The sequence below is a fragment of the Arthrobacter sp. zg-Y1110 genome, assembly GCF_025244865.1.
GTDB lineage: Bacteria > Actinomycetota > Actinomycetes > Actinomycetales > Micrococcaceae > Arthrobacter_B.
Map to the genome: position 1 here is coordinate 3,138,830 of NZ_CP104272.1, position 26,347 is coordinate 3,165,176.

Below are 26,347 nucleotides of genomic sequence, written 5' to 3' on the forward strand. Positions count from 1 at the left end.
CCTTCGCAGCCATCTTGTTTCACCGCAATCTAGGAGCAGCCATGTCCATCCTCGCCACATCCGCCTGGCACGGAAAAATCCACACCGATTCCTGGACGGCCGGGTCCGGCGGCGTTATCGACGTCGTCGAACCCGCCACCGGGCTTGTCCTGGGTGCCGTTGGGGCAGCGGACCGCGCCGATGCCCTTGCCGCCGCAACCCGGGCGGCTGCCGCGCAGCAGGCATGGGCACAGACCAAGCCGGAGGAGCGTGCCGCGGTGCTGCGGCGGGCGGGGATGCTCTTCGAGGACCATGCCAAGGAAATCCAAGGATGGATCATTCGCGAGACCGGGGGAATTGAGGCCAAGGCGGCGCTGGAGACCCACATTGCCGCCAACGAATGCTTCGAAGCGGCTGCGCTTCCCGCCCACCCGGCCGGGGAAGTGCTGACCTCCAATGAAAACCGCTGGTCCTTCGCTCGGCGCCGGGCTGCCGGCGTCGTGTCGGTGATTTCCCCCTTCAACTTCCCCCTGATCCTCTCCATCCGGTCGGTGGCGCCGGCCCTGGCGCTCGGCAACGCCGTCCTGCTGAAGCCGGACCCCCGCACCAGCGTCTCCGGCGGTGTGTCCATCATGCGCATCTTCGAACTGGCCGGCCTTCCTGCCGGAGTCCTGCAGCTGCTCCCCGGGGGTGCCGACGTCGGGCAGGCCCTGGTGGAAGCCCCGGAGGTACGCATCATCTCCTTCACGGGTTCCACGGCGGCCGGGCGCAAGGTCGGCGAGACTGCGGGCCGCCTGCTCAAGCGCGCCCACCTGGAGCTGGGCGGCAACAACGCCCTGATCGTGCTGCCCGGCGCCGACGTTGAGCTGGCTGCGTCTGCCGGAGCCTTCGGTTCCTTTATGCACCAAGGACAGATCTGCATGACCACCGGACGCCACCTGGTCCACGAATCCCTGCTGGAGGAGTACATCGACAGGCTCTCGGCCAAAGCCCGGGCGCTGCCGGTCGGGGATCCGCACACCGGCAGCGTAGCGTTGGGCCCGATCATCGACGAGCGCCAGCGCGACAACATTGACCGCCTGGTACGGGCGGCCAAGGACGCCGGTGCCCGGATTGCGGCGGGTGGAAACTATGAGGGCCTCTTCTACCAGCCCACTGTCTTGACCGAGCTGACCCCGGACAACCCCGCGTGGACGGAGGAGATCTTCGGGCCGGTGGCCCCCGTGCTGGGGTTCTCGACCGTCGATGAGGCGGTCGAGCTGGCCAATGCCTCCGAATACGGCCTCTCCGTGGGCGTGCTGGGTGAGGTGGGAATGGCGATGGAGGTGGCAGACCGCATGATCTCGGGGAAAGTGCACATCAACGAACAAACCGTCTCCGATGAAGCCAATTCACCGTTCGGCGGGATGGGCGCTTCCGGCACGGGTTCCCGTTTCGGCGGGGCGGGCGCCAACATCGAAGCGTTTACCGAAACGCAGTGGCTGACCATGCGGCCCGGAATTGCCGGATATCCCTTCTAGGCAGAATCCGTTTATTCGGGCCGGCTAAGCCCGCCTGGCACTACATCCCTCCCGAGGCCACGGGCTATCCTCATCCCATGCCCAAGGTCATCTATTACGTCGCATCCTCCCTGGACGGTTTTATTGCCACCGATGACAACCGGCTGGACTGGCTGCTCCAGTTCGGTTTCGAGGCGTTCCAGGACCACTACAACCGGTTTATGGCCGACGTCGGCGCGGTGGTTATGGGGGCGGACACCTACCGCTGGGTCCGGGCGGAGCAACCGGACAGCTGGGAGTACACCCAGCCGTGCTGGGTACTCACGCACGGGGAAGAGTCCGGCCCGGCGGAGGGGGACGTCCGGTTTGCCTCCGGTGACGTACGCGAGGTGCTCCGGGCTGCTCGGGACGCGGCAGGAGAAGGGAACATCTGGGTAGTGGGCGGCGGCAATGTGGCGGCACAGTTCGCCGAGGCCGGGCTGCTGGACGAACTGTGGATCACTTACATGCCGGTGGCGCTGGGCACCGGGCGGCGCCTGCTGCCGGTGTCCGGCCCCACCGCACCCATGCGCCTGATCGCCAGCACGCAGTTCAACGGCGGCGCCGCCGAGCTCCGCTACGCCGTGGGGAAAGTGCAGTAGAGACCGTTTGCCGGGGAACAAACGGTACCTACAACACTTTCGGTTGGTGAATGCGGGGCGGGCCGACCCGTTTTCCCGGCATTACCGACGGCCCCGCCGAACAGCATTTCCGTCCGCGGCCCGGCTGGCCGTTTAAGCGGTATTAGACCTGTAATGTTTGCTGAGACTCCGCTCACGGCAATGCGGGCACGGAATATGAAAGAAAAGCAGGCGTACAGGTAAATGAAGACTGATATCCGCACCCGGAACAATGTTCGCGTCCTAGGACGAGCGGACGGGCCGGTACTGCTTTTCGCCCACGGTTTCGGCTGCGACCAGGGCATGTGGTCCCGGGTACTGCTGCGTTTCACCGATGAGTACAAAGTGGTTCTCTTCGACCACGTCGGTGCCGGTGGTTCCGACCTCGCCGCCTACACACCGGCCAAATACGCCACCTTGGACGGCTACGTCGCCGATGTCCTGGAACTGTGCGAAGAGCTGGACCTGCAGGATGTCACCTTCATCGGCCACAGCGTGAGCGCCATGATGGCCATTGCCGCCGGCGCCACCGCCGCCGAACGCCTTGCCCGGATCATCCTGGTAGCGCCGTCGCCCAGCTACATGGACTATCCCGAGGACGGCTACGAAGGCGGCTTCAGCCGCGCCGACCTCGACGAACTCCTCGAATCCCTGGATACCAATTACCTGGTCTGGGCCGCCACCATGGCACCGGTGATCATGGGCAACCCGGCCGTTCCCGCCCTGGGCACCGAACTCGAGGGCAGTTTCTGCCGGGTCAACCCGACCATCGCCCGACAGTTTGCCCGCGTGGCTTTCCTGAGCGATGTCCGGAGCCTGCTGCATAAGGTGTCAGTCCCCACCCTCATCATGCAGGCCTCCGCGGATCTCCTGGCCCCCGACCACGTGGGCCGCTACCTGCAGGAACACATCCCGCACAGCACGCTGGTGCAGATGGAAGCCACCGGCCACCTCCCCCATGTCAGCGCACCGGAGGAGACCGCGGACATCATCCTCGGCTACCTGCAGCAGTCGGAGTAGGCACATCGTGGACCTGGATTTCCGGCTCGACTACCGCGCCCTGTCCCAAACCGCTCCGGCGGGCTATTTCATCACCCTGACGGACGGTACCGTGGTGGACGCCAACGGCACGGCGCAGAAATGGATTGGCAAGGCGTTGGAGGACGTCCGCGGCACCAGCTTCCTGAAGCTGCTGCCCGTGGGTGACCGGATTGTCTACACCACCCACGCCATGCCGCAGCTGGCGTTGAACGCGGCGTTTGCCGAACTCGCCGTCGACCTCCTGGGACCCGACGGCCGGCGCATCCCGGTCCTGCTCTCCGCCACCCGCTCCCCCGCGGCCGACGGGAGGCCGGCCCTTGACCAGGTGGTTGCCTTCTATGCGCACGAGCGCCGGCTGTACGAGCGTGACCTCATTTCGGCCCTGCGCACCGCCGAGGACGCCGAGGCCGCCCGCGCCGAGGCTGAGGCCAGCCTCACCGCCCAGGCAGTGGTGCTGCAGGAAAAGGATGTGGTGCTGCAGGCCTCGCTGATGGAGAGCCTGCGCAAGGAATCGATGCTGGAAACCATCCTGAACACCATCCGGGTTGGTGTGGCGGTCATTGACGAGGACGGCCGCCGCATCCTTACCAATTCCCGCCAGCAGCTCCACGAGCGCCTCGCGGCCCCTTCGTTCACCACCCGCCCCACCGAAGCGGAAATGTACATTTTCGGGCCGGACCGCACCACACCGGTCCCCGTGGACCAGCGTCCGGTGAAGCGGGCAGCCCTCGGCCAGTCCTTCTCGGACCAACTCGTTTGGTACGGGAACGGCGAGGAGCAGAAGGCGCTGAGCGTCTCGGCCCGCTCCGTCAAGGGCGACGACGACGCCTTCCGCGGTTCCGTGATCGCCTACAGCGACGTCACCGGCCTGGTGAATGCCGTGGCGGCGAAGGACGACTTCGTGGCGAATGTGTCCCATGAGCTGCGCACCCCGCTGACCTCGATCATGGGCTACCTGGAACTGGCGCTCGACGAAGAAGATGCCATCCCGGCGTATGTGGCCTCCTCGCTGAAGGTGGCGCAGCGGAATTCCGAGAAGCTCCTGCACCTGGTCTCGGACCTGCTGACCGCCGCGGCCGGCTCCGCCAATGTCCAGCAGGAAGTCACGGACCTCAGCGAACTGGTCCGCTCCGGCATCACCTCCGCCGCTCCGCGTGCCGAAATCAACGCGGTGACCATCGTTGCCGAGGTTCCCGAGACGCTGCCGGCCATGGTCGACCCCAAGCGCATTTCCCAGGTGCTGGACAACCTGCTCTCCAACGCGGTGAAATACTCGCCCGACGGCGGCCGGGTGACGGTCAGCGCCTGGCGCACCGAAACCGGCGCCACCGTCCTTCGGGTAGCGGACTCCGGCATCGGCATGACCGAGGCCGAGCAGGCAGAGGTCTTTACCAAGTTCTTCCGCTCCGGCACCGCACGCCGGGCGCAGATCCCCGGCGTCGGGCTGGGGCTGGTGATCACCAAGCGCATTGTGGAAGAGCACGGGGGCACCATCGCCATGGAAAGCGAGGCCGGCAAGGGCACTGTCTTTACAGTCACACTGCCCTGATCCGGCTTGCATCGGCACGGATTTTGAGGCCAAATGCACTTTGTGCCATCATCCGAAAGGTAAAAGTCCCTCCCCGCGTGTGCGCACCGGCAAGGGCAGGAAGCTGCGTCCCGCAGCAATGCGGTGAATGGATTTTTCGGTAATGGCAGAAACCAGCAAGGTGCGCGCAATCGTTCGCCGTCTGGGCTCGTTTTCAGCAGTGGGCGCCGTCGCCTTCGTGGTTGACGTAGGCCTGTTCAATATTCTCTCTGCCACCCTCGTGCCGGACAGCCCCATCGCGGCCAAGACCATTTCAGTATTGGCGGCCACCACCGTTTCATGGCTGGGCAGCCGCTACGTGACCTTCCGGAAGCTGCGCACCCGGAGCATCCGCAGTGAAACGCTGCTTTTTGCCCTGACCAATCTGGTGGGGCTGCTTATTTCCACCGGCTGCCTGTTCATCTCCCACTACGTGCTGGATTTCCGCAGCACCTTTGCAGACAACATTTCCGGCAACGTGGTGGGCATCGCCCTGGGCAATATCTTCCGCTACTTCGCGTACCGGTATGTGGTGTTCAACGGTCCCAGCGACCGCGCGGGGCAAACGGAACCGGAAAACACCCGCTCGGCCTAGCTGCTCCCTGCCACCCCACCAAAGTTTCTACGCCGGCGCATTTCGCGTCGGCGTTATTCGTTGTCCTGCCTGGATTGTGCAGTGATGTGAAGCAGCTCACTTTTTCGGATTGACAACCGTTGACATTATTGGCGACAATTTGGGCACCAACCGCTCATCAGGCAAGGGAGCCTTATGTCCGACCATCACCAGCCCTCAGCCCGCGCACGGGACCTAGTCCGGGACGCATATGACGTCCACGTGCACATTGCGCCGGACGTTATGCGCCGCCGAATTGACGACATTGATCTAGCCGCCCGTTTCGCGGAGCTCGGCATGGCCGGATTTGTGCTGAAGTCCCACTACACGCCCACCGCAGAGCGCGCCGCCGTCGTCCGCAAGGTCCACCCGGGCGTGGATGTCCTCGGAGCCATCACCCTCAATGCCTCGGTGGGGGGTCTGAACCCTATCGCCGTGGAGATTGCCGCCCGCGGCGGAGCCCAGTTTGTCTGGCTGCCCACCGTGGACAGCTCAAACCAGCGGTCCTGCCTCTCCGAAGAGCCCGAAGGCGCCACCCCGCCCATGTGGGCCCAGCTGCAGGAGGACCTGCGCGCCGCCGGAATGGCTGCACCCGCCGTGGAGGTGGAATCCGGCGGCGGGCTGGTCCCGGAGGCCCGCCAGGTCCTGGAGCTGATCGCAAAACATGACATGACGCTTGCCACCGGCCACCTGCACGCCGACGAATCCGGCAGCCTGATTCCGGCGGCCGTGGAGTTGGGCGTGCGCCGGATGGTGATCACGCACCCGGAGTTCACCTCCCAGCGCATGTTGCTGGATCAGCAGCGGGAGCTGGCCGAGCAGGGTGCGCTGCTGGAGCGGTGCCTCACCACTCCCCTCACCGGCAAGGTGTCCTGGGACCTCTGGTTCTCCAACATCCGCCATGCCGGCCCGGAAAACTCGGTCATCAGCAGCGACCTCGGCCAGCCCTTCAACCCTCCTGTGGAGGACGGGCTGGCCATCGCCGCGGACCTGCTGCTGGCGCAGGATTTCACGGAGGAAGAGGTCCGGCTGATGACTGTGCATAACAGCCGCTGGCTGGCCGGCGCGGACCCGCTGCCGGATGCCCCGTCCCACCACCGGGGCAAGGTGCAGGCCGCATGAGCTCCCTGCTGGAAATTTCCGGGCTCAGCAAGCAGTTTGAGCGCGATGACACCGCCACCGTTGCCCTGCGGGACTTTGACCTCTCCATCGAGGAAGGCACATTCGTCAGCATCCTCGGCCGCAGCGGGTGCGGGAAATCCACCATGCTGAACCTGCTCTCCGGGCTTACCCGGCCCAGTTCGGGAACCGTCCACTACCAGGGCTCGGTGCTGAACGGCCCCAACGTGGACATCGGCTACCTGACCCAGTCGGACACGCTTATGCCGTGGCGCGACGTCGTCCGCAATGTCGAAATGCCGCTGGAAATCCGCGGCGAATCCAAGGAGAAGCGCCGGGAGGTGGCGCAGTCACTTATAGCCAAGGTCGGATTGACCGGATTCGAGAACCACTATCCCCGGGAGCTCTCCGGGGGAATGCGGCGCCGGGCCAGCCTGGCCCGGATGCTGGCAGGGGCGCCGAAGACCCTCCTGATGGACGAGCCTTTCGGAGCGCTGGATGCACAGCTGCGCAACGAACTCCAGGAGGAACTGCTCCGGTTGTGGCAGGGCTCCGGGCAGACGGTGGTTTTTGTCACCCATGACATCGAGGAGGCCCTCCTCCTCGGCGACCGCGTGGTGGTCCTGGGCCAGCTCGGCCGGATCCTGCTGGATGAGCCGATCAATATCCCGCGTCCCCGCTCGGTGGATGAAACCCGGATCGACCCCACATTCGTGGCGCTGCATAAGAAGCTTGCCGCCGCCCTCAAGGAAGGATCCACGGCATGAGCGCTGCATCCGCTGCCGAGCCGGCGCTGCCGGCGGCAACCGCACCGGGAACGGGCCGGGTACCGCCGCTGGCGGCCGGGTCCGGTCCGGTCAAGGAAGACCTGAACCGCACCTGGTGGGACAAGTTTGGCCACTCAACCATCGTCTGGGGCCTGCGCGCGGCGGTACTGGTGGCCTTCCTGACCCTGTGGCAGATCACCGCAGGACCGGTCATCGATATCACCTTCGTCAGCAAGCCCAGCCTGATCCTGGAACGGCTGGTGGACTGGATCGCTGACGGCACACTCTGGACACACACTTGGATCACCCTGCAGGAGATCCTTCTCGGGTTCTTCTTCGGAGCCCTTGCCGGCGCCCTGGTGGGATACCTGCTGGCCTCGTTCAACCTGCTCTACCAGGTGCTGGATCCGTTTATGCTCGCCCTGTATTCCATCCCCAAGGTTGCCCTGGCACCGCTGTTCATTGTGTGGTTCGGCATCGGCATGGACATGAAAGTGCTGCTGGCAGCCGCCACGGTATTCTTCCTCGTCTTCCTCAACACCGCCGCCGGGGTCCGCGAAGTGGACCGCGGCCTGATCGACGCAGTCCGGCTGATGGGCGGCAACCGCCGCCATGTCGCCTTCAAGGTCGTGCTCCCCTCCTCCATGACCGGTTTCCTTACCGGCTTGAAGGTAGCCATCCCGTACGCACTGATCGGTGCGGTCATCGGGGAGCTGGTCGCGTCCAACCAGGGACTCGGCTACCTGATCAACGCCTCCGCCGCCCAGTTCGACACTGCCGGCGTCTTCGCCACCCTGGTGGTGCTCACCATCGTTGCCACCATCCTGAACTCCGGCGTCGCCGTCCTCAGCAAGCGGATCAACCGCTGGAAGCCCCTGGACGAGCACTAACTCTTCCTCCACAGATTGGAACTCCAATGCTTGAAACGGTTACCCCCTCCAGACGCAGCATGCTCAAGTCGATGCTCGTCCTTCCCGCCATCGCCGCCGTCCCCGCACTCGCCTCCTGCGCCAACAACGCCGGCAGCTCCGATCCGGGAGTGCTGAATGTGGGCCAGATCAGCGACTCGATCGCGTTTTTCCCCCTGTTCGTAGCCGAGCAGGAGGGCTTCTTCACTGCCGAAGGAGTCACCATGGGAGAACGCCCCCGGCTCGGAACAGGTGCCAAGGTGGCCGCCGCCCTGAAATCGGGCAGCATCGATCTCGGCGCCGGCGTCATCACCGACGCGTTCAACCTGTACAAGATCGACGACGACGCGAAACTGGTCAGCGGCCTGGTCACCGAGTACTACGTGGACGTGGTGGTGGGGAACAACTTCGACGGACCCTCCGCTGACGCACCGCTCGAGGAACGGATCCAGGCCCTGGTGGGTAAGCAGATCGGCATCACCGGACCGGGCAGCGGCACCGAAGCGCTCATGACGTACCTGTTCAAAAAGATCGGCAAGAACGCCCAGACAGATTCCACGATGGTCAACATCGGCAGTGCCGCCACCGCCGCCATCGGCGCGCTGACCGCCGGCAGGGTGGACGCACTGTGTTTCTTCCAGCCGATCGGACAACAGGTCGAAACCGCGGGCGAGGGCAGCATCTACATCTCACCGACCCGCGGCGATATCGAAACGCTGCGGTCGCCTATCCACGGCGCAGTGTTCAGCACGGGCGCCCAGATCGAGGCCAAACAGGATCTGGTGGACGGATTCAACCGGGCACTGGATAAGTCGCTGGCACTGATCCAGGAAGACCCGGAAAAGGCCCGGACCCTCTTGGGCGAGTACCTGAAGGACACCCAACCGCAGACCGTCGATGCGCTGGTGGCCCTGCTGCCCAAGGAAATCGCCACCTCCACGAAGATCACCGAGGAGTCCTACAAAGTGGCATCGGCCTTCCACACCGAATCCGGGTTGGTGGACGAGGCGCCGGACTACGCCGGTTTCGTCCTCGAAACCTCTCAGGCATAAAAAACCCGGGGCGGTAGGCCGCCCCGGGTTTTTTGCCGGACCTACTTCTTCTGCGGGGTGCGGATCAGCTTCTTGTTGACGAACTCGGCCATGCCGAAACGTCCCAGCTCGCGCCCCACACCGGAGCGCTTGACGCCGCCGAAGGGCAGGTCTTCCTGCGTGCCGGAGGTGCCGTTGATCCAGACCATGCCGCTTTCCAGCTGGTCGGCGACGTTCAGTGCGCGGTTTTCGTCGGTGCTGAACACCGCTCCACCCAGGCCGAACGGGGAGTTGTTGGCCAGTTCAATGGCTTCTTCCTCGCTGGACACCTTGTAAATGACGGCTGCGGGGCCGAACAGCTCCTCGGAGAACGCCCGCATTTCCGGGGTGACACCGGTCAGCACGGTCGGCTGCACGAAGGCACCCGGTCCGTCGATCAGGCTGCCCCCGGTGTGCAGGGTTGCACCCTTGTCCACGGCGTCGCGGATCTGCTCCACCAGGCCGTCTGCGGCAGCCTGCGTGGAGAGCGGGCCGAAACGGGTTTCCGGCTGCAGCGGATCGCCGGGTTCAATGGCGGACATCCGGGCGGTGAACTTCTCCACGAAGTCGTCGTAGAGGTCTTCCATCACGATGAAGCGCTTGGCGGCATTGCAGGCCTGCCCGCCGTTGCCCATCCGGCCGAGGACTCCGGCCTTGACCGTGGCATCGAGGTCCTCGGTGTCGAGGACGATGAACGGATCGCTGCCGCCGAGTTCGAGGACGTACTTCTTCAGGTTCCGGCCGGCCACCTCGGCGACGGCGGACCCTGCCCGCTCGGAGCCGGTCAGGGAAACGCCCTGGATCCGGGCATCCGCGATGATGTCCGCGGCCTGCTCGTTGGTGGCGAACAGGTTGACGTAGGCACCCTCGGGTACGCCGGCGTCGGCGAAGATCTGCGCCATCGCCAGGGCGGACTGCGGGCAGTTGTTCGCATGCTTGAGCAGCACGGTGTTACCGAGCATCAGGTTGGGGCCGGCAAAGCGGGCCACCTGGTAGTACGGGTAGTTCCACGGCATGATGCCCAGGAGCGCCCCCACGGGCTCGGTGCGGACCACGGCGTTGCCGCCGCCCTTGACGTCGAGCTGCTCGTCAGCCATGAAGCCGGGGCCCTGGGTGGCGTAGTACTCGTAGATGTTGGCGGAGAGGGCAACCTCGTTCTTCGCCTCGCGCAGCGGCTTGCCCATTTCGAGGGCAATCAGCTTGGCAAGCTCCTCGGCGCGTTCCCGGTACAGTTCCGCAACGCGGGTGATGACCTTGGTGCGGTTTTCCACGGGCTCGTTCCGCCAGCTGGCGAAGGCCTCATGTGCTGCGGTGACGGCCTGGTTGATTTCGGCGTCGGTGGCTTCAGCGAATTCCTGAAGGGTTTCTCCGGTGGCTGGATTTACGCTCTTGTAAGCACTCATATTGGCCACGCTACTCCCTGTAAATCCAGTCTGCGAAAGCCTGAATTTCCGGGACTAAATCCGCGTCGGTTCTTGTTTCAGGGGGTTTGCGGGGCGAATTACCGCAAAGCTGATCCGCGGCGGGTCAGCGGCGCAGGCGCGGTTTCCAGAACTTCGGCCGCGGCCAGCCCTGGCCCGAGCTTTTCCGGTCCTCCGTGCGCGGGCGCCGGCTCAGCCGGACGCTGAACTCCCCCGGCCCGGGGAGCCGCCACCCGCGGCGGCGGGCCACCGTGCACAGCACGGCGCAGGTGCCGATGGCCACTCCCATTCCCACGTTCTGCAGGCCCAGATCGTAGAGGATCGCCATTTCGACGGCGGCTACGAGGGCACCGGTGGCGTACAGGGTGTTGCCGCCGAAGATGGCCGGCACCCGGCCCACCACAATGTCGCGGATCATGCCGCCGCCCACGGCGGTGACGACGCCGATCAGGATGGCCGGGAGCCATTCCAGCCCCAGGCCCAGCGCCTTGGCCGTGCCGGTGGCGGCCCAGCAGCCCAGCGCGAACGCATCGATCACAATCAGGAACCGGTTGGCCCATTTGCCCTTGAGTTCAATGGCATAGGCAATGACGGCCCCGGCGATGGCCGTGAAGAGGTAGGCAGGGTTGGTCAGCGCCACGGGCGGTCCGGCCTGCAGGAGGGTGTCACGCAGCACGCCGCCGCCCAGCGCCGAGGTGAGCGCCAGGACCAGGAAACCCACCGGGTCCATCCGCAGCTGCCGCGCCACGGCGCCGCCGAGGACTCCGTTCGCGAGCACACCTGCGAGGTCGACGGCGTCGAACACCGCCCTCGGGTCGAAAAGATCCACGCCGCACCTGCTGTTTCCGTTGCCCGCTCTGCCGCCGTCCATTCTACGTGGCTGCGGACCCGGAAAATCCTGCGGTTTGTGCAAATCCCTACGCTGCGCAGCGGAGGAATTCACCCAAACCGCAGGGATTCAGACAAACCGGGGGGATTTACAGCTGGCGGCGGAATGAGCCCGGGGCCATCGTGACAAATACCAACGAGGCTGAACGGGATCAGCCGTCCTCCGAGCCCGGCGGATAGTCGTCGTCGTTCCCCGGGACGTCCGTTTTCTGTTCCAGGATGTCGGCCTCGGAACCGTCCGGGTGGATTTCCCCGGCCGGCCCGGCGTCACCGGCGCCCGGAACTACGGGAATGTCCTGCTCGATGCCGTCCGCCTCGGAGCCGTCCCGGTGGATTTCCCCGGCCGGCCCGGCGTCACCTGCACCGGGAACCGCGGGCAGCGACTGCTCGGCCCGGTCAGCCTCCGAACCGTCGGGGATTACCGGTTGGTCAGCGTCCTTACGCATATGCGTGCCTCCAATGCAGGTTGCCGTGGCCGCCGGGGCGGCTTCCGTCTCTTCTGTCTATCACCGAAGCCGCCCAGTAGAAATAGCCTGCGGAACGGGTTAGGCGTCGTCCCGCAGGTCCAGCACCACCTTGATGTCCCCGTCGCGGTCCTCGAAGGCCTGTGCATAGTCCGCCAGCGGAACCCGGCGGGAAATCAGCTGCTCAAGCCACCGTGCATCGCTCTTGGCCAGGGCCGCGGCCGCCTTGAGGTAGTGGCGGCGGTTGGCGTTGACGGTGCCGAAAACCACGCGGTTGTCCATCACCAGGCTCAGGTTCAGGGCACCCAGGTCCACGGGCTGCTCGCCGTCGGGCTCGGAGACACCGGTGAGGCAGGTGACCGAGTTTTTGGCGCCGTGCTCCAGCACGTCTTTGATCACCGTGGGCACGCCGGTGCATTCGATGATGATGTCCGGGTTGATGCCGGATTCGGGGAGGGTGTCGGTGTGGAAGACGGCGCCAAGTTCCTTGGTCAGCTTCTCCTTCGGCCCGTCCTCTTCCAGGTCGAAGACGTGCACTTCGAGTCCGCGCTGCACCCCGAACAAGGCACCGAGCAACCCCACGGGCCCGGCGCCGGTCACGGCCACAACCTGCGGCCGGAAGTACGCGCGGCCGCCGATCCGGTCGATTTGTTCCCAGGCCTTGGCCAGAATGGTCGCGGGTTCCAGCAATACCCCTACGCGTTCCAGGGCGGGTTCGAGCTTCACCATGTCATCGGGGTCCCCGCGCCAGTATTCGCGCGCGAAACCGTCCAGCCCCTCGATACCGTGTTCGGTGTAGGTCCCGGTCAGGCACATGTCCCACTCGCCGGCGGCGCAGGCACGGCAGTTTTCCGCACAGGGGCGGCGGACAATCCCGACCACCAGGTCCCCTGCGGCAAGGTCCGAGCCTTCGGGGGCCTCGACGACGCGGCCCAGGTTCTCGTGTCCCATCACCAGGTAGTCCCGGTCCTCGGGTGCGGTGCCGAATTCGGCGGCAATGACTTCGCGGTCGGTGGCGCACAGGCCCACCGCTAGCGTCTCCACCAGCACGCTTCCTTCACCGGCTTCCGGTTCGGGAAGGTCCCGCAGCTCCAGCGAGTCCTTCTGCCCGGGGGTGATGATCAATGCCTGCATGTGGTTTCCTTCCCGCGGCTGCTTGCTGTCTGTATCCCAGATTAGCGCCGCGGCCGCGGCGGTTGAGACCCGGCGCACGCAGAGGCGGAACGGCCGCGGAAACACTGAAGGCCCGCCCTGGGGGCAGGCCTTCAAAAGGTGGTGGAGATGGGGGGAATCGAACCCCCGTCCGGTGTTGTTTTGTCAGGGCTTCTCCGGGCGCAGTATGCGTCGGATTTTCTCGGCCCCAGCCATCCCTGCATACAGGTGGCTGATCCGGGCCCAGCCGTCAAAATGTCCCGAACACCCCGACGGCGGGAGTGTTCGGCAGTGGCCCTCTAAACGACGCCAGGATCCGGAGCGAGAGCGACTCCGGGCTGACGGACTACTCCGGCTGCTTACGCAGCGAGAGCGAAGTCAGTGCGCATAGGTTTGGCACTTATTGTTTTGCAGAGAGCGTTAACGAGATAACTCTGCGTTCTCGGCCCGCTTCCCCTGGCTCAACAAACATCGTCGAAACCGATCATCCCCATATTGAGTTATCAAGCACCGTTTCCGGTGGCGGCCGACCCTCCCGGGCCGTCCAAGAGTTTTAACGACGCCGGCCCGCGGATCATTCCCGCTCGGCCGCACCTTTTGATGCGGTCCGGGAGGTGCAGGAAAAGGAGGCGCGGACCGGCCAGGCGGCTAGCGGCGTCGACCGAAAACCAGCGACGCCGCGGCCACGGCACCCGTGACGGTGTAGACGGCAGGCCAGGCGCCCATCTTCTTCGCGAGCGGATGGGAGAGACCGAAGGCGGCTACATAGCCTGCGGTCAGTGCCGCGGCGGTGCCCGTGCCGGCGTCGCGCTTCCAGAGGGCAAACGCACCGGCTCCGGCGGCGGCGAGCACGGCTCCGCCCAGCTGGCGGTTACCGGTGGAGCGGGCGGTCTGGTAGCCGCCGATCAGGCCGGCGGAGGTGATCAAAGGGGTCAGCAGGGACAAGGTTTTCTCCTCGAAATAGGCAACACCCCCAGCTTATGCCGGGGTCCGCGCCGCCCGCCTCCTGCGTTGGACTATCCGGGCGGCTTCTAACGGCACGGGATCCCCGCCCGTGGTGCCCCTGTCAACTGGTGTGACCACTCCCGCAACACCAGCACCACACCGTGGGACCCTGTGCGGGGACGACACCCGCCCAGCTGCGCAGCCGCCGTCGTAGACTGGTGCCCGCCAACAGCGGCGGCACGAGCGGAGGACCGTGGCAGATTCCCGAACCCTACGTACAGAGCTGGAAAACCGGATCACGGCGCTGGCCTCGGCTTCCGCTGGAACCGTGGTCATCGGGGTCACCGGTCCCCCCGGAGCCGGAAAGACCACCCTGGTGGAGTCCCTGGTCCGCGAGCTGAACGGCGCCGTCGCCGACGTCGAAGCGCAGCTCTTTGCCCACGTTCCCATGGACGGCTTCCACCTCTCGGACCGGGAATTGACGCGTCTCGGGCTGCTGGCGTGCAAGGGCGCCCCGGAAACCTTCGACGCCTACGGCTATGCGGCACTTCTGGAACGCCTCCGGTCACCGCGGACCGCCGTGGTCTACGCGCCCGGCTTCGAGCGGACGCTGGAACAGCCGCTGGCCGGTGACATTCCGGTGTTTCCGGCGGCGACGGTGATCCTGACGGAGGGAAACTATCTGCTGCTGGACCGGCCGGAATGGCGGGAAGTCCGCTCCCGGTGCACCGAGGTCTGGTACTGCCAGCCCGACGACGAGCAACGCGTGCAGCGCCTGGTGGAGCGGCATATCCGGTTCGGGAAGTCACCGGAAGCAGCCGCCGCCTGGGTCCGGGACGTCGACGGCCCCAATACGCGCCTGGTCCAGGAGTCCAAACGCCGGGCCGACGTCGTCATCCGCCCGGCCTGGACGTGACGAGGGGCGCCTTTGGGCGGGCGCCGCAGCCTCGCGTATAAAAGGACGCAGACCACCCGCACGAAAAGCAGGCCCGGCCGGACCTTCAGAAGGAGACAACGCAATGGACGCACGCCCCTCGACACTGCTGGAAGACGGAGCCTCGCTGGAGCAGGTGGGTACGGGCGCGGTCTGGGCGGAGGGTCCCACGTGGGTCCCGGAGCGCAACGCGGTGCGCTACAGCGACGTGCGGTCCAACCGGATCCTGGAGTACAGCGAAACCACCGGCGAGCTCAGCGTCTACGGCTCCGACATCGAGTTCACCAACGGCCGGGCGCTGGACGCGGACGGCTCCGTGGTGCAGTGCTCGCACGGGCGCAGGGCCGTGGAACGGGACCGCAACGGCACCGTGGAAACCCTGGTTGACCGCTTCGGCGACGTCCGGTTCAACTCACCCAACGACGTCGTCGTGAAGTCCGACGGCACCATCTGGTTTTCGGATCCCTCATACGGGATCGACAACCCGGCCGAAGGCCACCCCGGCGACCTGGAGTACGGGGACCGGTACGTGTTCCGCTTTGATCCGGCCAGCGGGGAACTCACCGCGGTGATCACCGACATCATGGCCCCCAACGGGCTGGCGTTCTCCCCGGACGAATCCGTCCTCTACGTTTCCGACACCGCTGAAGAGGCCGTCTCCCCGTACGGCCCGGCTCAGTCCGAAGGCAACCCGATCCGTGCCTACGACGTGGTCGAGGGCCGGCAAGCGAAGAACGGCCGGGTGTTCGTGCGCGTCGCCCCCGGTGTGCCCGACGGGTTCCGGGTGGATACGGACGGGAACATCTGGTCCTCCGGCGGCGACGGCGTGCGGGTGTTTTCGCCGGCCGGCGAGCTGCTCGAACACATCCCGGTGCTCGAAACCGTCAGCAACGTCTGCTTCGGCGGGCAGGACGGCCGGACGCTGTATATGACGGCAACTACCAGCCTGTACCGGATCCGCACTACGGCCAGCGACGCCGCGGCAGCCCTGCGTACGAAGCGGTAACGGCGGCGGCTACGGCGACGGCGACGGCGACGGCGACGGCGGCTCAGGCCAGCAGCCGCCGCAGCCGGTATTCCAGTTTGCCGCGCCGGGTGCCGTCATCGCTCAGGTGCGCCGTGCGCTGGATGTACCCCCGGCCCCACTGCTCCAGCAGGAAGTCATCGGCGGCCCGGACGTGGCCCGGCGGAAACCGGTACCGCAGCCGGGACGCCAGGGACGGCCAGTCGGCCGAGCGCAGCAGTGCGGTGGCCTCGGCCAGTGAATAGACAGTGTTGGCTTCCAGCGCCTGCACCAGCCAGTCATAGTGGTCGGCACGGCTGCGCGGATGTTCCGGCAGTTCCTGCTCGAGCACCTCGCGCAGCGCGGCAGCGGTCAGTTCATCCCCGCTCGAAGCTCCGGCGCTGCGGGCTTCCCCGCGCACCCGCTGCAGGGCAACCACGTGGTTGATGGCATCAAATTCGCGGTCCGCCAGTTCGATCAGTCCGGACGCGAGGGTGAACGCCCGGTTCACCTCCGGCGGCACCGGACCGCTGCCTTTGTAGCGGATTTCGTGCTCGAACTCGGCCCAGGCGTGCTGGAGGATGGTGCGGAACTGCACCTCGAACCGCTGCCCGCCGAACGATTCACAGCCCGACGGCGGATTGCCTGCGGGGACCCGGAGGATGAGGTGCTGCCCGGAGTAGCCGAAATCGCCGCGTATTTTCTGCTCGGCGGACTTGTCCACATGGTCCAGTTCTTCAAAGGTGCCGGACAACGCCTCCATGGCAGCAGGGATATCCGATTCCAGGAAGAGGATGATCCGCACGCCAATCAGGTCATCAATGTCATTAAGCCCGTTAATATACCGCGGTGCTCCGTCCTCGGTCCGCCGTTCAAGCTTCTTCCCCAGCGATTCGATGGCCTTCACCCGATGCTGGATGTGGTGGTAATTCAACCCGTCGTCGGCCAACCGGGCAAGGACCGCACCGTGGATGCCCTCCTCCGCACTCTGGTAGCGGCCCAGGTTCATTGCATAGTCACCCAACCAGTCATTGATCCGCATGCTGTGCGTTGGCAGAAGTTCCATTGACAACCTGTTCCCCCGGCGGTCCGCCGACGCGGGTGCGCGGCGTGGAGCGATTGCCTCAATTCTGTGCGGGACTCCCAAGCCCCGCAAGGGTCCGCAGCGGTGCAGGACAACCACGGTCGACGCCGCCCCGTCCCAGCCGCCTTTGCGTTACGCAGCGGGCTGCAGCGCGTTTTGGACTTTGGGAAAACCCGTGATTCCATGATTTGCCCTGTTGATAAACATCGAAGTTTTTCACTTTTAGGAAACCATGATTGATCTGTTGATATTGCTGTTGCTGGTCGTCGGCATCGTCGCCGTCACTGCAAAGCTCAAAATCTCGCCTTTCCTCGCCCTCCTTGCCGCTGCCTTTATCGGCGCGTTTGCGTTTCGCCTGCCGGTTGATGAAATCATCCCGACAATTACGACGGCGTTCGGCAACACCATGGGCAACATCGGCCTGGTGATCCTTTTCGGCACGATGATCGGCGTGATCCTGGAGCGGTCCGGCGGCGCCATCGCCATGGCTGATGTGTTGATCAAGGTCCTGGGGACGCGGTTTCCGACCCTGACCATGAGCATCATTGGCTACATCGTCTCTATTCCCGTCTTCTGCGACTCCGGCTACATCATTCTCAATTCACTGAAGAAGGCCATGGCCGAACGGGCCAAGGTATCCCTGGTCGCCATGTCCATAGCGTTGATGACCGGCCTGTATGCCACGCACACGATGGTCCCGCCCACGCCCGGACCGCTGGCCGCCGCCGCCAACCTGAATGTGGTGGACAGCCTGGGCCTGCTGATCGGCCTCGGCCTGGTGGTGGCCGCGGTTTCGGCGGGTGCCGCCCTGCTCTACGCCAACCGGTTCCTGAAAAAGGACATTGAGCTGCTGCCCGTTCCGGCCGAAGAGGTGGAGGTCAGCTACGAGGACCTGAGGACGCAGTATGGAACGTTGCCGAGCGGCTTTATGGCCTTCCTGCCGATCCTGCTGCCGATTACGCTGATCTGCCTGTCCTCGATAGCCAAGCTGCCCGGCGCCCCGATGGGCGAGGGTGGCCTGGCCGCAACCGCCGCCTTCGTAGGAACTCCCGTGGTCGCACTTGCGCTTGGCCTGATGGCGGCGGTGTTCCTGCTGCGCGGCAAGGGCAAGCTCAGCACCTTCAACACCCAGATCTCGGACTCGATTGTGCTGGCGGCACCCATCCTGCTGATCACCAGTGCCGGGGCTGCATTCGGCGGGGTACTGGGCAAGAGCTCCATCACTGCTTTCCTCTCCGACAACCTGGCAACGCTGGGTCTGGGCATTGCGGTGCCGTTCGTGATTTCAGCTGCTTTGAAGACGGCCCAGGGTTCCTCCACCGTTGCCATGGTGACGACGTCGGCCATGCTTCTGCCGCTGCTGGAACCGCTGGGACTGGCCGGCGGAGCTGGACCAGTCCTCGCGGTCCTCGCTATCGGCGCCGGCGCCATGGTGGTGTCACACGCCAACGACTCGTACTTCTGGGTGGTCTCCCAGTTCAGCCGCATCCCGACTGCCACCGCGTACCGCACGCTGACACCGGCCACTGCCGTGCAGGGCATTGCAGGTTTCGCAGCGGTCTGGGTCCTGAGCCTGTTCCTCCTCTGAGGCGTCCGGCGTACCGCTGGAAGGCGGCGGGGGTACCCCGCCGCCGGATGAAGGTCCATACTTCTGCCGTAGCTGAAGCCGCAGGCCTTGATTCCGGCGGTCCCGCCGGGCACGGAGGGGAGCAGACATGTCCACAGTCGCCGGCAGCGGCCGTTCCGTCCTTCGCCGCAAGCCCATTGAGGAAATCGACGAGGAGAAAACCGGCAACAAGCTGTTCAAGAGCCTTGGCCTCTGGCAACTGACGGCCATCGGCGTGGGCGGCATCATCGGCGTCGGGATCTTCACCCTCGCCGGCCTGGTGGCCAACGGCGGTCCCGACGCCGCCCCCGTGGGGCCTGCCGTCCTGCTCTCCTTCCTGGTCGCCGGCCTGGCCAGCGCCGCGGCGGCCCTGTCCTACGCCGAGTTCGCCGGACTGGTACCGCGCGCCGGCTCCGCCTACACCTACGGGTACGTGGCGCTGGGCGAACTGATCGGGTGGTTCATCGGCTGGGACCTGCTGCTGGAATACACCGCAATCGTGGCAGTGGTGGCCATCGGCATCTCCGGTTACTTCACCGAGTTCCTCGCCGGTTTCGGCATCGAGATGCCCATCTGGATGCAAGGAACCGGGGACACGGTGGAGGGCGGGCTGATCAACCTGCCCGCCGCCGTCGTCTGCCTGTTCATTACCTGGATCCTCAGCCGCGGCACCAAGACCTTCGGACGCTTTGAACTGGTGGCCGTGGGCCTGAAAGTCCTGCTGATCGTGTTCATCGTGGGACTGGGGTTCTTCTACATCAACACAGACAACTACACCCCGTTCCTGCCCAGCGGTTTCGGGGCGGTGTTCACCGGGGCAGCCACCGTCTTCTTTGCCGTCTTCGGCTACGACGCCATGAGCACCGCCGCCGAGGAAGCCACGGACGGCAAGAAACACATGCCCAAAGCCATCCTTCTCTCCCTGGCCATCGCGATGGTCCTGTACATCCTCGCCACGCTGGTACTGACCGGAATGCAGAATTATGCGGACATCAGCCCGACCGCCGGTTTCGCCTCCGCGTTCCAATCCGTCGGACTGCCCGTCATAGCCACCGTCATTTCAGCTTTCGCTGTGCTGTCCATCCTTACCGTGATGCTTACGTTCCTGCTCGGCGTGACCCGGGTGTGGTTCGCCATGAGCCGGGACGGTCTGCTGCCGGGATGGTTCTCCGGAACGGACAAGCGGGGCACTCCGCAGCGGGTGACCTGGATCGCTGGCGGCGCCTCCGCTTTACTGGCCGGATTCTTCCCCATTCGTGCCGTGGCGGATCTGACAAACATCGGCATCCTCGCCGCGTTCGTGGTGGTTTGCGTGGCAGTAATTGTGCTCCGCTACCGTCAGCCGGATACCCCGCGGGAATTCCGGCTCCCGCTGATGCCGTGGATACCGGCGTTCGGCGTCCTCGCCTCGGGGTTCCTGATGCTGCAGCTGCATTGGGAAACCTGGCTGCGTTTCGGTATTTGGCTGGCCATCGGGGTGCTGGTTTACGCGTTCTACGGGTATAGGCATTCCCTGCTGAATCCCAACAGCCCGCGGCATCGGAGCCTCAGGACGAATCCCCGGCCGGAAAACTGACTGTTAGAGCCGCCAACACAGAACGAGCCGCAGCATCCTCCCTTCCAATTCAATGAATAGCGGCTATTATCTGCCTTACGGGTTCCGTAAAAATGGACCCTCAGTTGGGGAGAATAACCGAATGGGCAGTCAGTCTCAGGCCATGCCTTCTGCACCGAGGCGGTCCACCATGCTTTTCCGCCGCGCCCGCAGCGGGCTCGTACTGATTGCGGTTTTCTGGCTATGGATGCTTTTTGGTGCCGCGGACTTTGTTGCCGCCCTTTTCGGTTCGCCCATCCATGCTGCTCTTGCTGTGTTTGCCCTCGGTGCGCTCACCCTTATTTCGCTGCTTTTCCTCCCGATCTGTATTGCATACCTCGTACTCAACCGGCCGAAGGGACACGCAGCACCCTCTGCTGCACCGCAGACCGGGGAGGCACACGGCAACGGCCTGGCGCCCGTGATCCGGATGATGCCCCGCCGCGCCGCTGTCCACGGTGCCGCCCTGACCAGCCGTGCCGCCGTACGTGGCGCTGCCCTCACCAGCCGTGCCGCTGCCAAATGGCGGGACCGCGCTTCCTAGCCTGCACCGGCGAGGCAGGCCCATCGGCAGGAATGTCAGAGGCGGTTGCCATTGTGGAGGTCATGAGTTCCTCACTTGGCACCCGGATGCCCTCCGCCCCTGCCGGACCTGTCACCCACGCCCACTACCGCCGGGAACCCTACGTCCGCTGCCGGACCGGAAACAGCAGCGTTGACGGAAAGGCCGTGGCCTGGACGCGCACGGAGGTCCTCCTGCACTGGATTGACGACGACGGCCAGGCCCATAACCGGTGGACTCCGGCTTCCACTGTTCACCGGATTGCCCGGGACGATTCCGCTTGGCGTGACCCTTACGACGACTTCCGGTTCTACTACCAGGCCTCCCCCGCCGCCGCCTGACCCGGCCCCGGATTCGCATGGAAGCAGCGCTGCGCTGCCGGTGCACCCTTGACCCCTCACAGCCGGAGGGGACTGATGGAAGGGTGCGGCAGAACCGCGGCACACGGAACTTTGTTCCGGCGGTGTTTGTGGCAGGACGTTGACGCATGGACTTTCAGCATTTGATCGAATCCGTGGGGGAATTGATGGACCTGGCGGGAGTAGCCGCCATCGTCCTGGGTGCCGTGGCCGCGACCATCGCCGCTGCCGCTGCTGCGATGCGCCGGCGAGGCCCGGTCTATGAGGAATACCGGCAGCGGCTGGGGCGAAGTATTCTGCTCGGACTGGAGTTATTGGTGGCTGCGGACATTATCCGCACGGTGGCTGTGACCCCTACCTTCGAATCGGTTGGAATACTTGCCATAATCGTGCTTATCCGCACGTTTTTAAGCTATTCGCTGCAGCTGGAAGTCACCGGCTCCCTGCCATGGGAGCGGCCCGCGGGAGAACTTAAGAACAAGAACGAATAACGGTTCAATAAACACGGCTGGGGGCCTTGACATAAGCACTCGACCAAATATCGTTCTCGGCATGATCAATCCAGTCTCGATTCTTCCGTCTGTTCTTTCTGCCTCCGAATTCAGCACAACTACGCAGGAAACAACCATTGGGGCCGGCGCCCTCGTTGGCTCCATGCTCGTGTTCGGCATCATCGGCATCGTTGTCGGCGGGTTGGCCATGATGGGCATGTTCAAGAAGGCCGGCCGCAAGCCCTGGGAGGCTTTTGTCCCCGTCTACGCCCAGGTGGTGCTTTTCCGCATCGGCGGCATGTCCGGCTGGTGGTTCCTGGCCATGCTGGTCCCGGTCCTGAACATCGTTCCGGTTGTACTTCTGGCCATCAACCTCGCAAAAGTCTTCGGCCAGACCGCCGTGATAGCCGTACTGCTATTCCTCTTCGGCGGCATCATGTACTTCTACCTTTCCTACAGCTCCGCCCGGTACTTCGGCCCGCAGGCCAGCAAGGGCCCCTTCGGCCTGGCCGAGAACCCGAACCAGCCTGCATACGCGCCGGCCGCCCAGTAACTCAACCAGCCCGCACAAGGCGCGCATCCCTTGGGGATGCGCGCCTTTTCTTTGTGCCTTCCACCGGCAGCCGGCGGTGGAACACGGGATTTCGCGGTCGATCAGGCGACCCCCGAAGAATTGTTAGGCATGCCGAACTTAAGGTGTTAGGTTGCTGTCATGGCCCGTACCGTCCAGCTCCCCGACACCCCGCGCCCCGCAACGCGTCCCCGCCACATCCTGTGGCTGCTTGGCCCCGCGCTGGTGGCCGGCGTCGCCTACCTGGATCCCGGCAACGTTGCCAGCAACATGACTGCAGGGGCGAAGTTCGGCTACCTGCTGGTCTGGGTGGTGGTGACGGGCAACGTGATGGCGTGGCTGATCCAGTACCTGTCGGCCAAGCTGGGGCTGGTCACCGGTCGCAGCCTGCCCGAACTGCTCGGGGAACGCATCGGACTGAAACCTGCCCGGCGGCTGTACTGGCTGCAGGCCGAACTGGTCGCGATGGCCACTGATGTCGCAGAGGTGATCGGCGGCGCCGTCGCACTCTGGCTGCTCTTTGATCTTCCGCTGTTCCTGGGCGGCATCATTACCGGCGCTATCTCCATGGTGGTGCTGCAGCTGCAGAACAGCGGCCGGCACCGAAGCTTCGAGTACGTCATCGTCACGCTGATGCTGGTGATCGCCGTCGGTTTCACGGCCGGCGTCTTCCTCAACCCGCCCGACGGCGGCTCCGTGGTCGAAGGCCTGGTGCCTCGTTTCGAAGGCAGCGAATCGGTGCTCCTCGCAGCATCGATCCTGGGCGCCACCGTGATGCCGCACGCCATTTATGCGCACTCCGCCCTGACCCGGGACCGCTTCCCCGGACGCACCGCTTCCCTCACCACCACCCGGCTGATCAAGGCCACCAAATGGGACGTAACCATTGCCCTGGCCGTGGCGGGCTCGGTGAACCTGGCCATCCTGCTGCTCGCCGCCGGTTCGCTGCAGGGTGTGGAAGGGACGGATACCCTCGAAGGCGCCCACGCCGCCATTGCCGCCTCACTGGGCTCGGTGGTGGCCACCATGTTCGCTGTCGGACTGCTCGCGTCCGGCCTTGCCTCGACGTCGGTGGGCGCGTATGCGGGTGCCGAAATCATGCAGGGCCTGCTTAAGGTGCGCATCCCCATGCTGCTGCGTCGCCTGATTACCCTGCTCCCCGCGCTGGCGATCCTCGCCGTCGGCATCGATCCCACCTGGGCTCTGATCCTCAGCCAGGTCATCCTCTCCTTCGGCATTCCGTTCGCCCTGATTCCACTGGTCTGGCTGACCGCGCAGCGGGACCTGATGGGGAGCCACCGCAACCAGTGGTGGACCACAGGCCTGGGCGTACTGGTCTCGGTGCTGCTGGTCGGGCTGAACATCACCCTGCTGGTGCTGACCTTCACCGGCGCCTGAGGCTAGCCTTTCAGCGAACCCTCCACCAGTGCGGTAGCGATGCTGTCGGCATCCGCCTGGGCCGCGAGATACCGCTCGGCGTCCAGCGCAGCGGAGCAGCCGGTGCCCGCAGCGGTGATCGCTTGCCGGTAGCGGTGGTCCACGGCGTCGCCGCACGCGAACACCCCGTCCAGGTTGGTCTGGGTGCTCGGAGCCGCGACCCTGATGTACCCCTCCGGATCCAGATCCACCTGTCCCGCCAGGAGATCGGTACGCGGGGCATGGCCAATGGCGACGAAAACCCCCTGCGTCGGCAGATTCCGCGTGGCGCCGGTGACGGTGTCCGTAAGGGTCATGCCGGTCACCTTGTCCGTGCCATGGATCGCGGTGACTTCGCTGTTGAACTCAAAGTGGATCTTCGCGTGGTCCCGGGCCCGCTGGGCCATGATGCGGGAGGCACGCAGCGTGTCCCGGCGTACGACGACGGTCACCGACGCCGCGAAGCGGGTCAGGAACAGCGCTTCCTCCATGGCTGAATCCCCGCCCCCGACCACCACGATGTCCTGGTTGCGGAAGAAAAAGCCGTCGCAGGTGGCGCACCAGGAAATGCCCCGGCCGTTGAGCTGTTTTTCCTCCGGCAGCCCCAGCTCCTTGTAGACGGAGCCGGTGGCGAGGATGACGCTGCGGGCCTTGTAGGTTTTCCCGTTGCCTGTGGCCACCCGCTTGGTGTGGGCACCCAGCTCCACCGACACGGCGTCGTCGTACTCCACCAGGGCGCCGAATTTCTCCGCCTGCCTGCGCAGGTTCTCCATCAGGTCCGGCCCCAGGATGCCGTCGGGGAAACCCGGAAAGTTCTCCACCTCCGTGGTGTTCATCAGGGCGCCGCCGGCGGTGACGGAGCCCGCGAGGATACGGGGTTTCAACCCGGCCCGGGCGGCGTAGACCCCTGCGGTGTAACCGGCGGGACCGGACCCGATGATCAGGACGGAATCTGTACCCATCGGCTCTTCCCTTCGCTGCAGCGGTCCTTCAAGTCTGTCGGGGAGGAGGCTAGGGTCGGTAGCCCGGGCGCATTAAGCGGTGCCGGAATCGGCAAAGGAGCCAGTAGTGGCAGCGGCACTCAAACCCATTGAACTGATCCAGCTTCCCCGCGGCGTGATTGATGCGCTTGCCGCCGGTGACCTGCCCGGCGCCAACCGGCAGGCGCCTCTGGAGCTTACCGAGCACTTTTCCCAGGACCGGCAGCCGCTGTGGCGTATCCGGAGCGCGCAGCTGGAAGAGAATCCCGGAGACGCGGCATGGATCACCCGGGCCATCTTTGACCCCGGACTGGGCCGGGCGGTGGGCCTGGCCGGGTTCCACGGCCCTCCGGACGGCAACGGCATGGTGGAAGTCGGGTATTCGGTGGACCCGGCCTACCGGCGGCAGGGCTACGCCCGCGCCGCCCTGGAGGCGCTGCTTGCCGCGGCTGCGAAGGAACCCTCGATCCGCACCGTCCGTGCGACCATCAGCCCGGACAACGGCCCTTCCCGGCGACTGGTGGAACAGTACGGGTTCGTGGCAACGGGTGAGCAATGGGATGACGAGGACGGGCTGGAGATCGTTTATGAACTCCCGGCGGGAGGTAACTGACACCGGTCCGCTAGGATCGCTCGAATGACAACCTGGACAGAGATCACGGCCGCCGTCACGGTGGCCCTGGGCGGAGACAATGCCGCAGGACAGCGGGCACTGCTGGTGTGCTGGGAGGATACGGTTCCGGACGAGCACGCCTATCGATGCGTCCTGGCGCACTACCTCGCGGACACGGAAACGGACCTCGACGCGGAGATTTCGTGGGATGAGACCGCGCTGGCGGAACATGCCGGGGTCAGCGACGAAGATCTTGCACCGCTGGGCATCCCCTCGGCGGGTGGTTTCGCTCCTTCGCTGCATTTGAACCTCGGGGACGGCTACCTGCGCCGCGGCGAGCCCGGGCGGGCGCGTGGCCATCTGGAACAGGGTCTGGCCCTTGCAGAGGAGCTCGGCAGCGAAGGGTACGGCGCCATGATCCGCTCCGGCCTGCAGAATCTGGGCACCCGCATCAAGGCCGCTGCCGACGCCGGGACCGCCGCATGATTGCCGGGAACCTCTTCGCGCAGCAGTCCACGCTCACCACGGACCGCCTGCGGCTCGAGCCGCTGGGACCGGAGCACTTCGACGGCGCGTGGGCGGCACTGCAGGATCCGGAGGGCCGCAGGCTGACCGGCACCCACGCAGTTTTTGCTCCGGAGCAGATCCGGAGCTGGCTGCAGACCCGCGCCGGTGAAGCAGACCGGGCGGAGTGGGCAATAATCCGGGCCGAGGACGGTGTTTATGTGGGCGAGGTAGTGCTGAATGACCTGGACCCGGACAACGAGTCGATGGGGTTCCGCATCGCTTTGTCCTCCCCGAAGGTCTTCGGACAGGGCTACGGCACGGAAGCCACCCGCGCGGTGCTGGGCCATGCCTTCGATGACCTCGGGCTGCACCGGATTGAACTGGAGGTCTTCGAGTTCAACCCGCGGGCGCAGCGTGTGTATGAAAAGTGCGGGTTTGTGGTGGAGGGCCGGCGCCGAGAAGCCCTGCGCTGGGACGGGGAATGGGTGGACGCGATCTCGATGGCCGTCCTCGCCGGCGACGCCCGCCCCTGACG

28 protein-coding genes and 1 other RNA gene are annotated in these 26,347 nt (G+C 65.3%); 21 read left to right on the forward strand and 8 right to left on the reverse strand.

Features of this window, described 5'->3' with window-relative positions; genetic code table 11:
• Positions 1 to 41: 41 nt before the first annotated feature.
• The 9 genes from N2K99_RS14640 (at position 42) to N2K99_RS14680 (ending at position 9,204) form a co-directional block, all read left to right on the forward strand.
• Positions 42 to 1,499 carry a benzaldehyde dehydrogenase gene (locus N2K99_RS14640; protein ID WP_227919432.1) on the forward strand — a complete coding sequence of 486 codons (1,458 nt, stop codon included), beginning with the start codon at positions 42 to 44 and terminating at the stop codon, positions 1,497 to 1,499.
• A 77-nt stretch (positions 1,500 to 1,576) separates the two neighbouring features.
• Positions 1,577 to 2,119: a dihydrofolate reductase family protein gene (locus N2K99_RS14645; protein ID WP_227919434.1), complete on the forward strand. Its 543-nt coding sequence runs from the start codon at positions 1,577 to 1,579 to the stop codon at positions 2,117 to 2,119.
• A gap of 222 nt (positions 2,120 to 2,341) precedes the next feature.
• The gene (locus N2K99_RS14650; RefSeq protein ID WP_227932878.1) at positions 2,342 to 3,157 is read left to right on the forward strand and encodes an alpha/beta fold hydrolase; all 816 of its coding nucleotides are present in this window, start codon (positions 2,342 to 2,344) and stop codon (positions 3,155 to 3,157) included.
• Positions 3,158 to 3,164: 7 nt separating this feature from the next.
• The gene (locus N2K99_RS14655) at positions 3,165 to 4,727 is read left to right on the forward strand and encodes an ATP-binding protein (protein ID WP_227919438.1); all 1,563 of its coding nucleotides are present in this window, start codon (positions 3,165 to 3,167) and stop codon (positions 4,725 to 4,727) included.
• 142 nt (positions 4,728 to 4,869) lie between these two features.
• Positions 4,870 to 5,340 (forward strand): GtrA family protein, encoded by a 471-nt coding sequence (locus tag N2K99_RS14660; RefSeq protein WP_227919441.1) that lies wholly within the window; start codon positions 4,870 to 4,872, stop codon positions 5,338 to 5,340.
• Between the two features lie 174 nt (positions 5,341 to 5,514).
• Positions 5,515 to 6,480 (forward strand): DUF6282 family protein, encoded by a 966-nt coding sequence (locus tag N2K99_RS14665; RefSeq protein ID WP_227932877.1) that lies wholly within the window; start codon positions 5,515 to 5,517, stop codon positions 6,478 to 6,480.
• Entirely contained in the window at positions 6,477 to 7,244 is a 768-nt protein-coding gene (locus N2K99_RS14670; RefSeq protein WP_227919445.1) for an ABC transporter ATP-binding protein, read from the forward strand. The genes N2K99_RS14665 and N2K99_RS14670 overlap by 4 nt, the downstream gene beginning before the upstream one ends.
• Positions 7,241 to 8,134, forward strand: coding sequence for an ABC transporter permease (locus tag N2K99_RS14675; protein WP_227919448.1), 894 nt, complete (start codon positions 7,241 to 7,243; stop codon positions 8,132 to 8,134). Before N2K99_RS14670 ends, N2K99_RS14675 begins: the two co-directional genes overlap by 4 nt.
• A gap of 26 nt (positions 8,135 to 8,160) precedes the next feature.
• On the forward strand, positions 8,161 to 9,204 hold the full coding sequence (locus N2K99_RS14680; protein WP_227932876.1) for an ABC transporter substrate-binding protein: 1,044 nt from the start codon (positions 8,161 to 8,163) through the stop codon (positions 9,202 to 9,204).
• Positions 9,205 to 9,245: 41 nt separating this feature from the next.
• On the opposite strand, the gene N2K99_RS14685 is transcribed toward N2K99_RS14680, so the two are convergent.
• The 6 genes from N2K99_RS14685 to N2K99_RS14710 all read right to left on the reverse strand — a co-directional run bounded on the left by N2K99_RS14685 (position 9,246) and on the right by N2K99_RS14710 (position 14,092).
• Complete coding sequence (locus N2K99_RS14685) at positions 9,246 to 10,625, reverse strand: NAD-dependent succinate-semialdehyde dehydrogenase (RefSeq protein WP_227932875.1); 1,380 nt, start codon at positions 10,623 to 10,625, stop codon at positions 9,246 to 9,248.
• Positions 10,626 to 10,749: 124 nt separating this feature from the next.
• A complete protein-coding gene (locus N2K99_RS14690) occupies positions 10,750 to 11,472 on the reverse strand; it encodes a trimeric intracellular cation channel family protein (RefSeq protein ID WP_227919456.1) in 723 nt (240 codons plus the stop codon).
• Positions 11,473 to 11,683: 211 nt separating this feature from the next.
• Complete coding sequence (locus N2K99_RS14695; RefSeq protein ID WP_227932874.1) at positions 11,684 to 11,977, reverse strand: hypothetical protein; 294 nt, start codon at positions 11,975 to 11,977, stop codon at positions 11,684 to 11,686.
• A 99-nt stretch (positions 11,978 to 12,076) separates the two neighbouring features.
• Positions 12,077 to 13,129, reverse strand: a complete 1,053-nt coding sequence (locus N2K99_RS14700) for a glucose 1-dehydrogenase (RefSeq protein ID WP_227932873.1) — start codon at positions 13,127 to 13,129, stop codon at positions 12,077 to 12,079.
• 139 nt (positions 13,130 to 13,268) lie between these two features.
• Positions 13,269 to 13,639: a transfer-messenger RNA gene (ssrA, locus tag N2K99_RS14705) on the reverse strand.
• Positions 13,640 to 13,795: 156 nt separating this feature from the next.
• Positions 13,796 to 14,092: a hypothetical protein gene (locus N2K99_RS14710; RefSeq protein WP_227919463.1), complete on the reverse strand. Its 297-nt coding sequence runs from the start codon at positions 14,090 to 14,092 to the stop codon at positions 13,796 to 13,798.
• A 253-nt stretch (positions 14,093 to 14,345) separates the two neighbouring features.
• Between N2K99_RS14710 and N2K99_RS14715 the strand changes: the two genes are divergently transcribed.
• Both N2K99_RS14715 and N2K99_RS14720 read left to right on the forward strand, forming a co-directional pair.
• On the forward strand, positions 14,346 to 15,008 hold the full coding sequence (locus N2K99_RS14715) for a nucleoside/nucleotide kinase family protein (RefSeq protein ID WP_227919465.1): 663 nt from the start codon (positions 14,346 to 14,348) through the stop codon (positions 15,006 to 15,008).
• Between the two features lie 103 nt (positions 15,009 to 15,111).
• Positions 15,112 to 16,032, forward strand: a complete 921-nt coding sequence (locus N2K99_RS14720; protein WP_227932872.1) for an SMP-30/gluconolactonase/LRE family protein — start codon at positions 15,112 to 15,114, stop codon at positions 16,030 to 16,032.
• A gap of 43 nt (positions 16,033 to 16,075) precedes the next feature.
• On the opposite strand, the gene N2K99_RS14725 is transcribed toward N2K99_RS14720, so the two are convergent.
• A complete protein-coding gene (locus N2K99_RS14725) occupies positions 16,076 to 17,095 on the reverse strand; it encodes a GTP pyrophosphokinase family protein (protein WP_227932871.1) in 1,020 nt (339 codons plus the stop codon).
• A 250-nt stretch (positions 17,096 to 17,345) separates the two neighbouring features.
• Between N2K99_RS14725 and N2K99_RS14730 the strand changes: the two genes are divergently transcribed.
• The 7 genes from N2K99_RS14730 (at position 17,346) to N2K99_RS14760 (ending at position 23,694) form a co-directional block, all read left to right on the forward strand.
• Positions 17,346 to 18,701: a GntP family permease gene (locus N2K99_RS14730; RefSeq protein WP_227932870.1), complete on the forward strand. Its 1,356-nt coding sequence runs from the start codon at positions 17,346 to 17,348 to the stop codon at positions 18,699 to 18,701.
• 127 nt (positions 18,702 to 18,828) lie between these two features.
• On the forward strand, positions 18,829 to 20,295 hold the full coding sequence (locus N2K99_RS14735; RefSeq protein ID WP_227932869.1) for an amino acid permease: 1,467 nt from the start codon (positions 18,829 to 18,831) through the stop codon (positions 20,293 to 20,295).
• A 121-nt stretch (positions 20,296 to 20,416) separates the two neighbouring features.
• Positions 20,417 to 20,857: a hypothetical protein gene (locus N2K99_RS14740; protein ID WP_227919475.1), complete on the forward strand. Its 441-nt coding sequence runs from the start codon at positions 20,417 to 20,419 to the stop codon at positions 20,855 to 20,857.
• Positions 20,858 to 20,919: 62 nt separating this feature from the next.
• Positions 20,920 to 21,216: a hypothetical protein gene (locus tag N2K99_RS14745; protein ID WP_227919478.1), complete on the forward strand. Its 297-nt coding sequence runs from the start codon at positions 20,920 to 20,922 to the stop codon at positions 21,214 to 21,216.
• 146 nt (positions 21,217 to 21,362) lie between these two features.
• Complete coding sequence (locus tag N2K99_RS14750; protein WP_227932868.1) at positions 21,363 to 21,725, forward strand: DUF1622 domain-containing protein; 363 nt, start codon at positions 21,363 to 21,365, stop codon at positions 21,723 to 21,725.
• 61 nt (positions 21,726 to 21,786) lie between these two features.
• Complete coding sequence (locus tag N2K99_RS14755) at positions 21,787 to 22,278, forward strand: DUF5684 domain-containing protein (RefSeq protein WP_227919482.1); 492 nt, start codon at positions 21,787 to 21,789, stop codon at positions 22,276 to 22,278.
• Positions 22,279 to 22,437: 159 nt separating this feature from the next.
• On the forward strand, positions 22,438 to 23,694 hold the full coding sequence (locus N2K99_RS14760) for an Nramp family divalent metal transporter (protein WP_227932867.1): 1,257 nt from the start codon (positions 22,438 to 22,440) through the stop codon (positions 23,692 to 23,694).
• A 2-nt stretch (positions 23,695 to 23,696) separates the two neighbouring features.
• Here N2K99_RS14760 and trxB read toward each other — a convergent pair whose 3' ends face one another.
• Positions 23,697 to 24,674: a thioredoxin-disulfide reductase gene (gene trxB / locus N2K99_RS14765; RefSeq protein ID WP_227919486.1), complete on the reverse strand. Its 978-nt coding sequence runs from the start codon at positions 24,672 to 24,674 to the stop codon at positions 23,697 to 23,699.
• Between the two features lie 106 nt (positions 24,675 to 24,780).
• On the opposite strand from trxB, the gene N2K99_RS14770 reads away from it, so the two are divergent.
• Genes N2K99_RS14770 through N2K99_RS14780 form a run of 3 tightly spaced genes read left to right on the forward strand, consistent with a single transcriptional unit; the run spans position 24,781 to position 26,345 of the window.
• Positions 24,781 to 25,305: a GNAT family N-acetyltransferase gene (locus tag N2K99_RS14770; RefSeq protein WP_227919489.1), complete on the forward strand. Its 525-nt coding sequence runs from the start codon at positions 24,781 to 24,783 to the stop codon at positions 25,303 to 25,305.
• A 24-nt stretch (positions 25,306 to 25,329) separates the two neighbouring features.
• Positions 25,330 to 25,791, forward strand: coding sequence for a hypothetical protein (locus N2K99_RS14775; protein ID WP_227919491.1), 462 nt, complete (start codon positions 25,330 to 25,332; stop codon positions 25,789 to 25,791).
• Positions 25,788 to 26,345 carry a GNAT family N-acetyltransferase gene (locus N2K99_RS14780; RefSeq protein WP_227932866.1) on the forward strand — a complete coding sequence of 186 codons (558 nt, stop codon included), beginning with the start codon at positions 25,788 to 25,790 and terminating at the stop codon, positions 26,343 to 26,345. The genes N2K99_RS14775 and N2K99_RS14780 overlap by 4 nt, the downstream gene beginning before the upstream one ends.
• Positions 26,346 to 26,347: the final 2 nt, after the last annotated feature.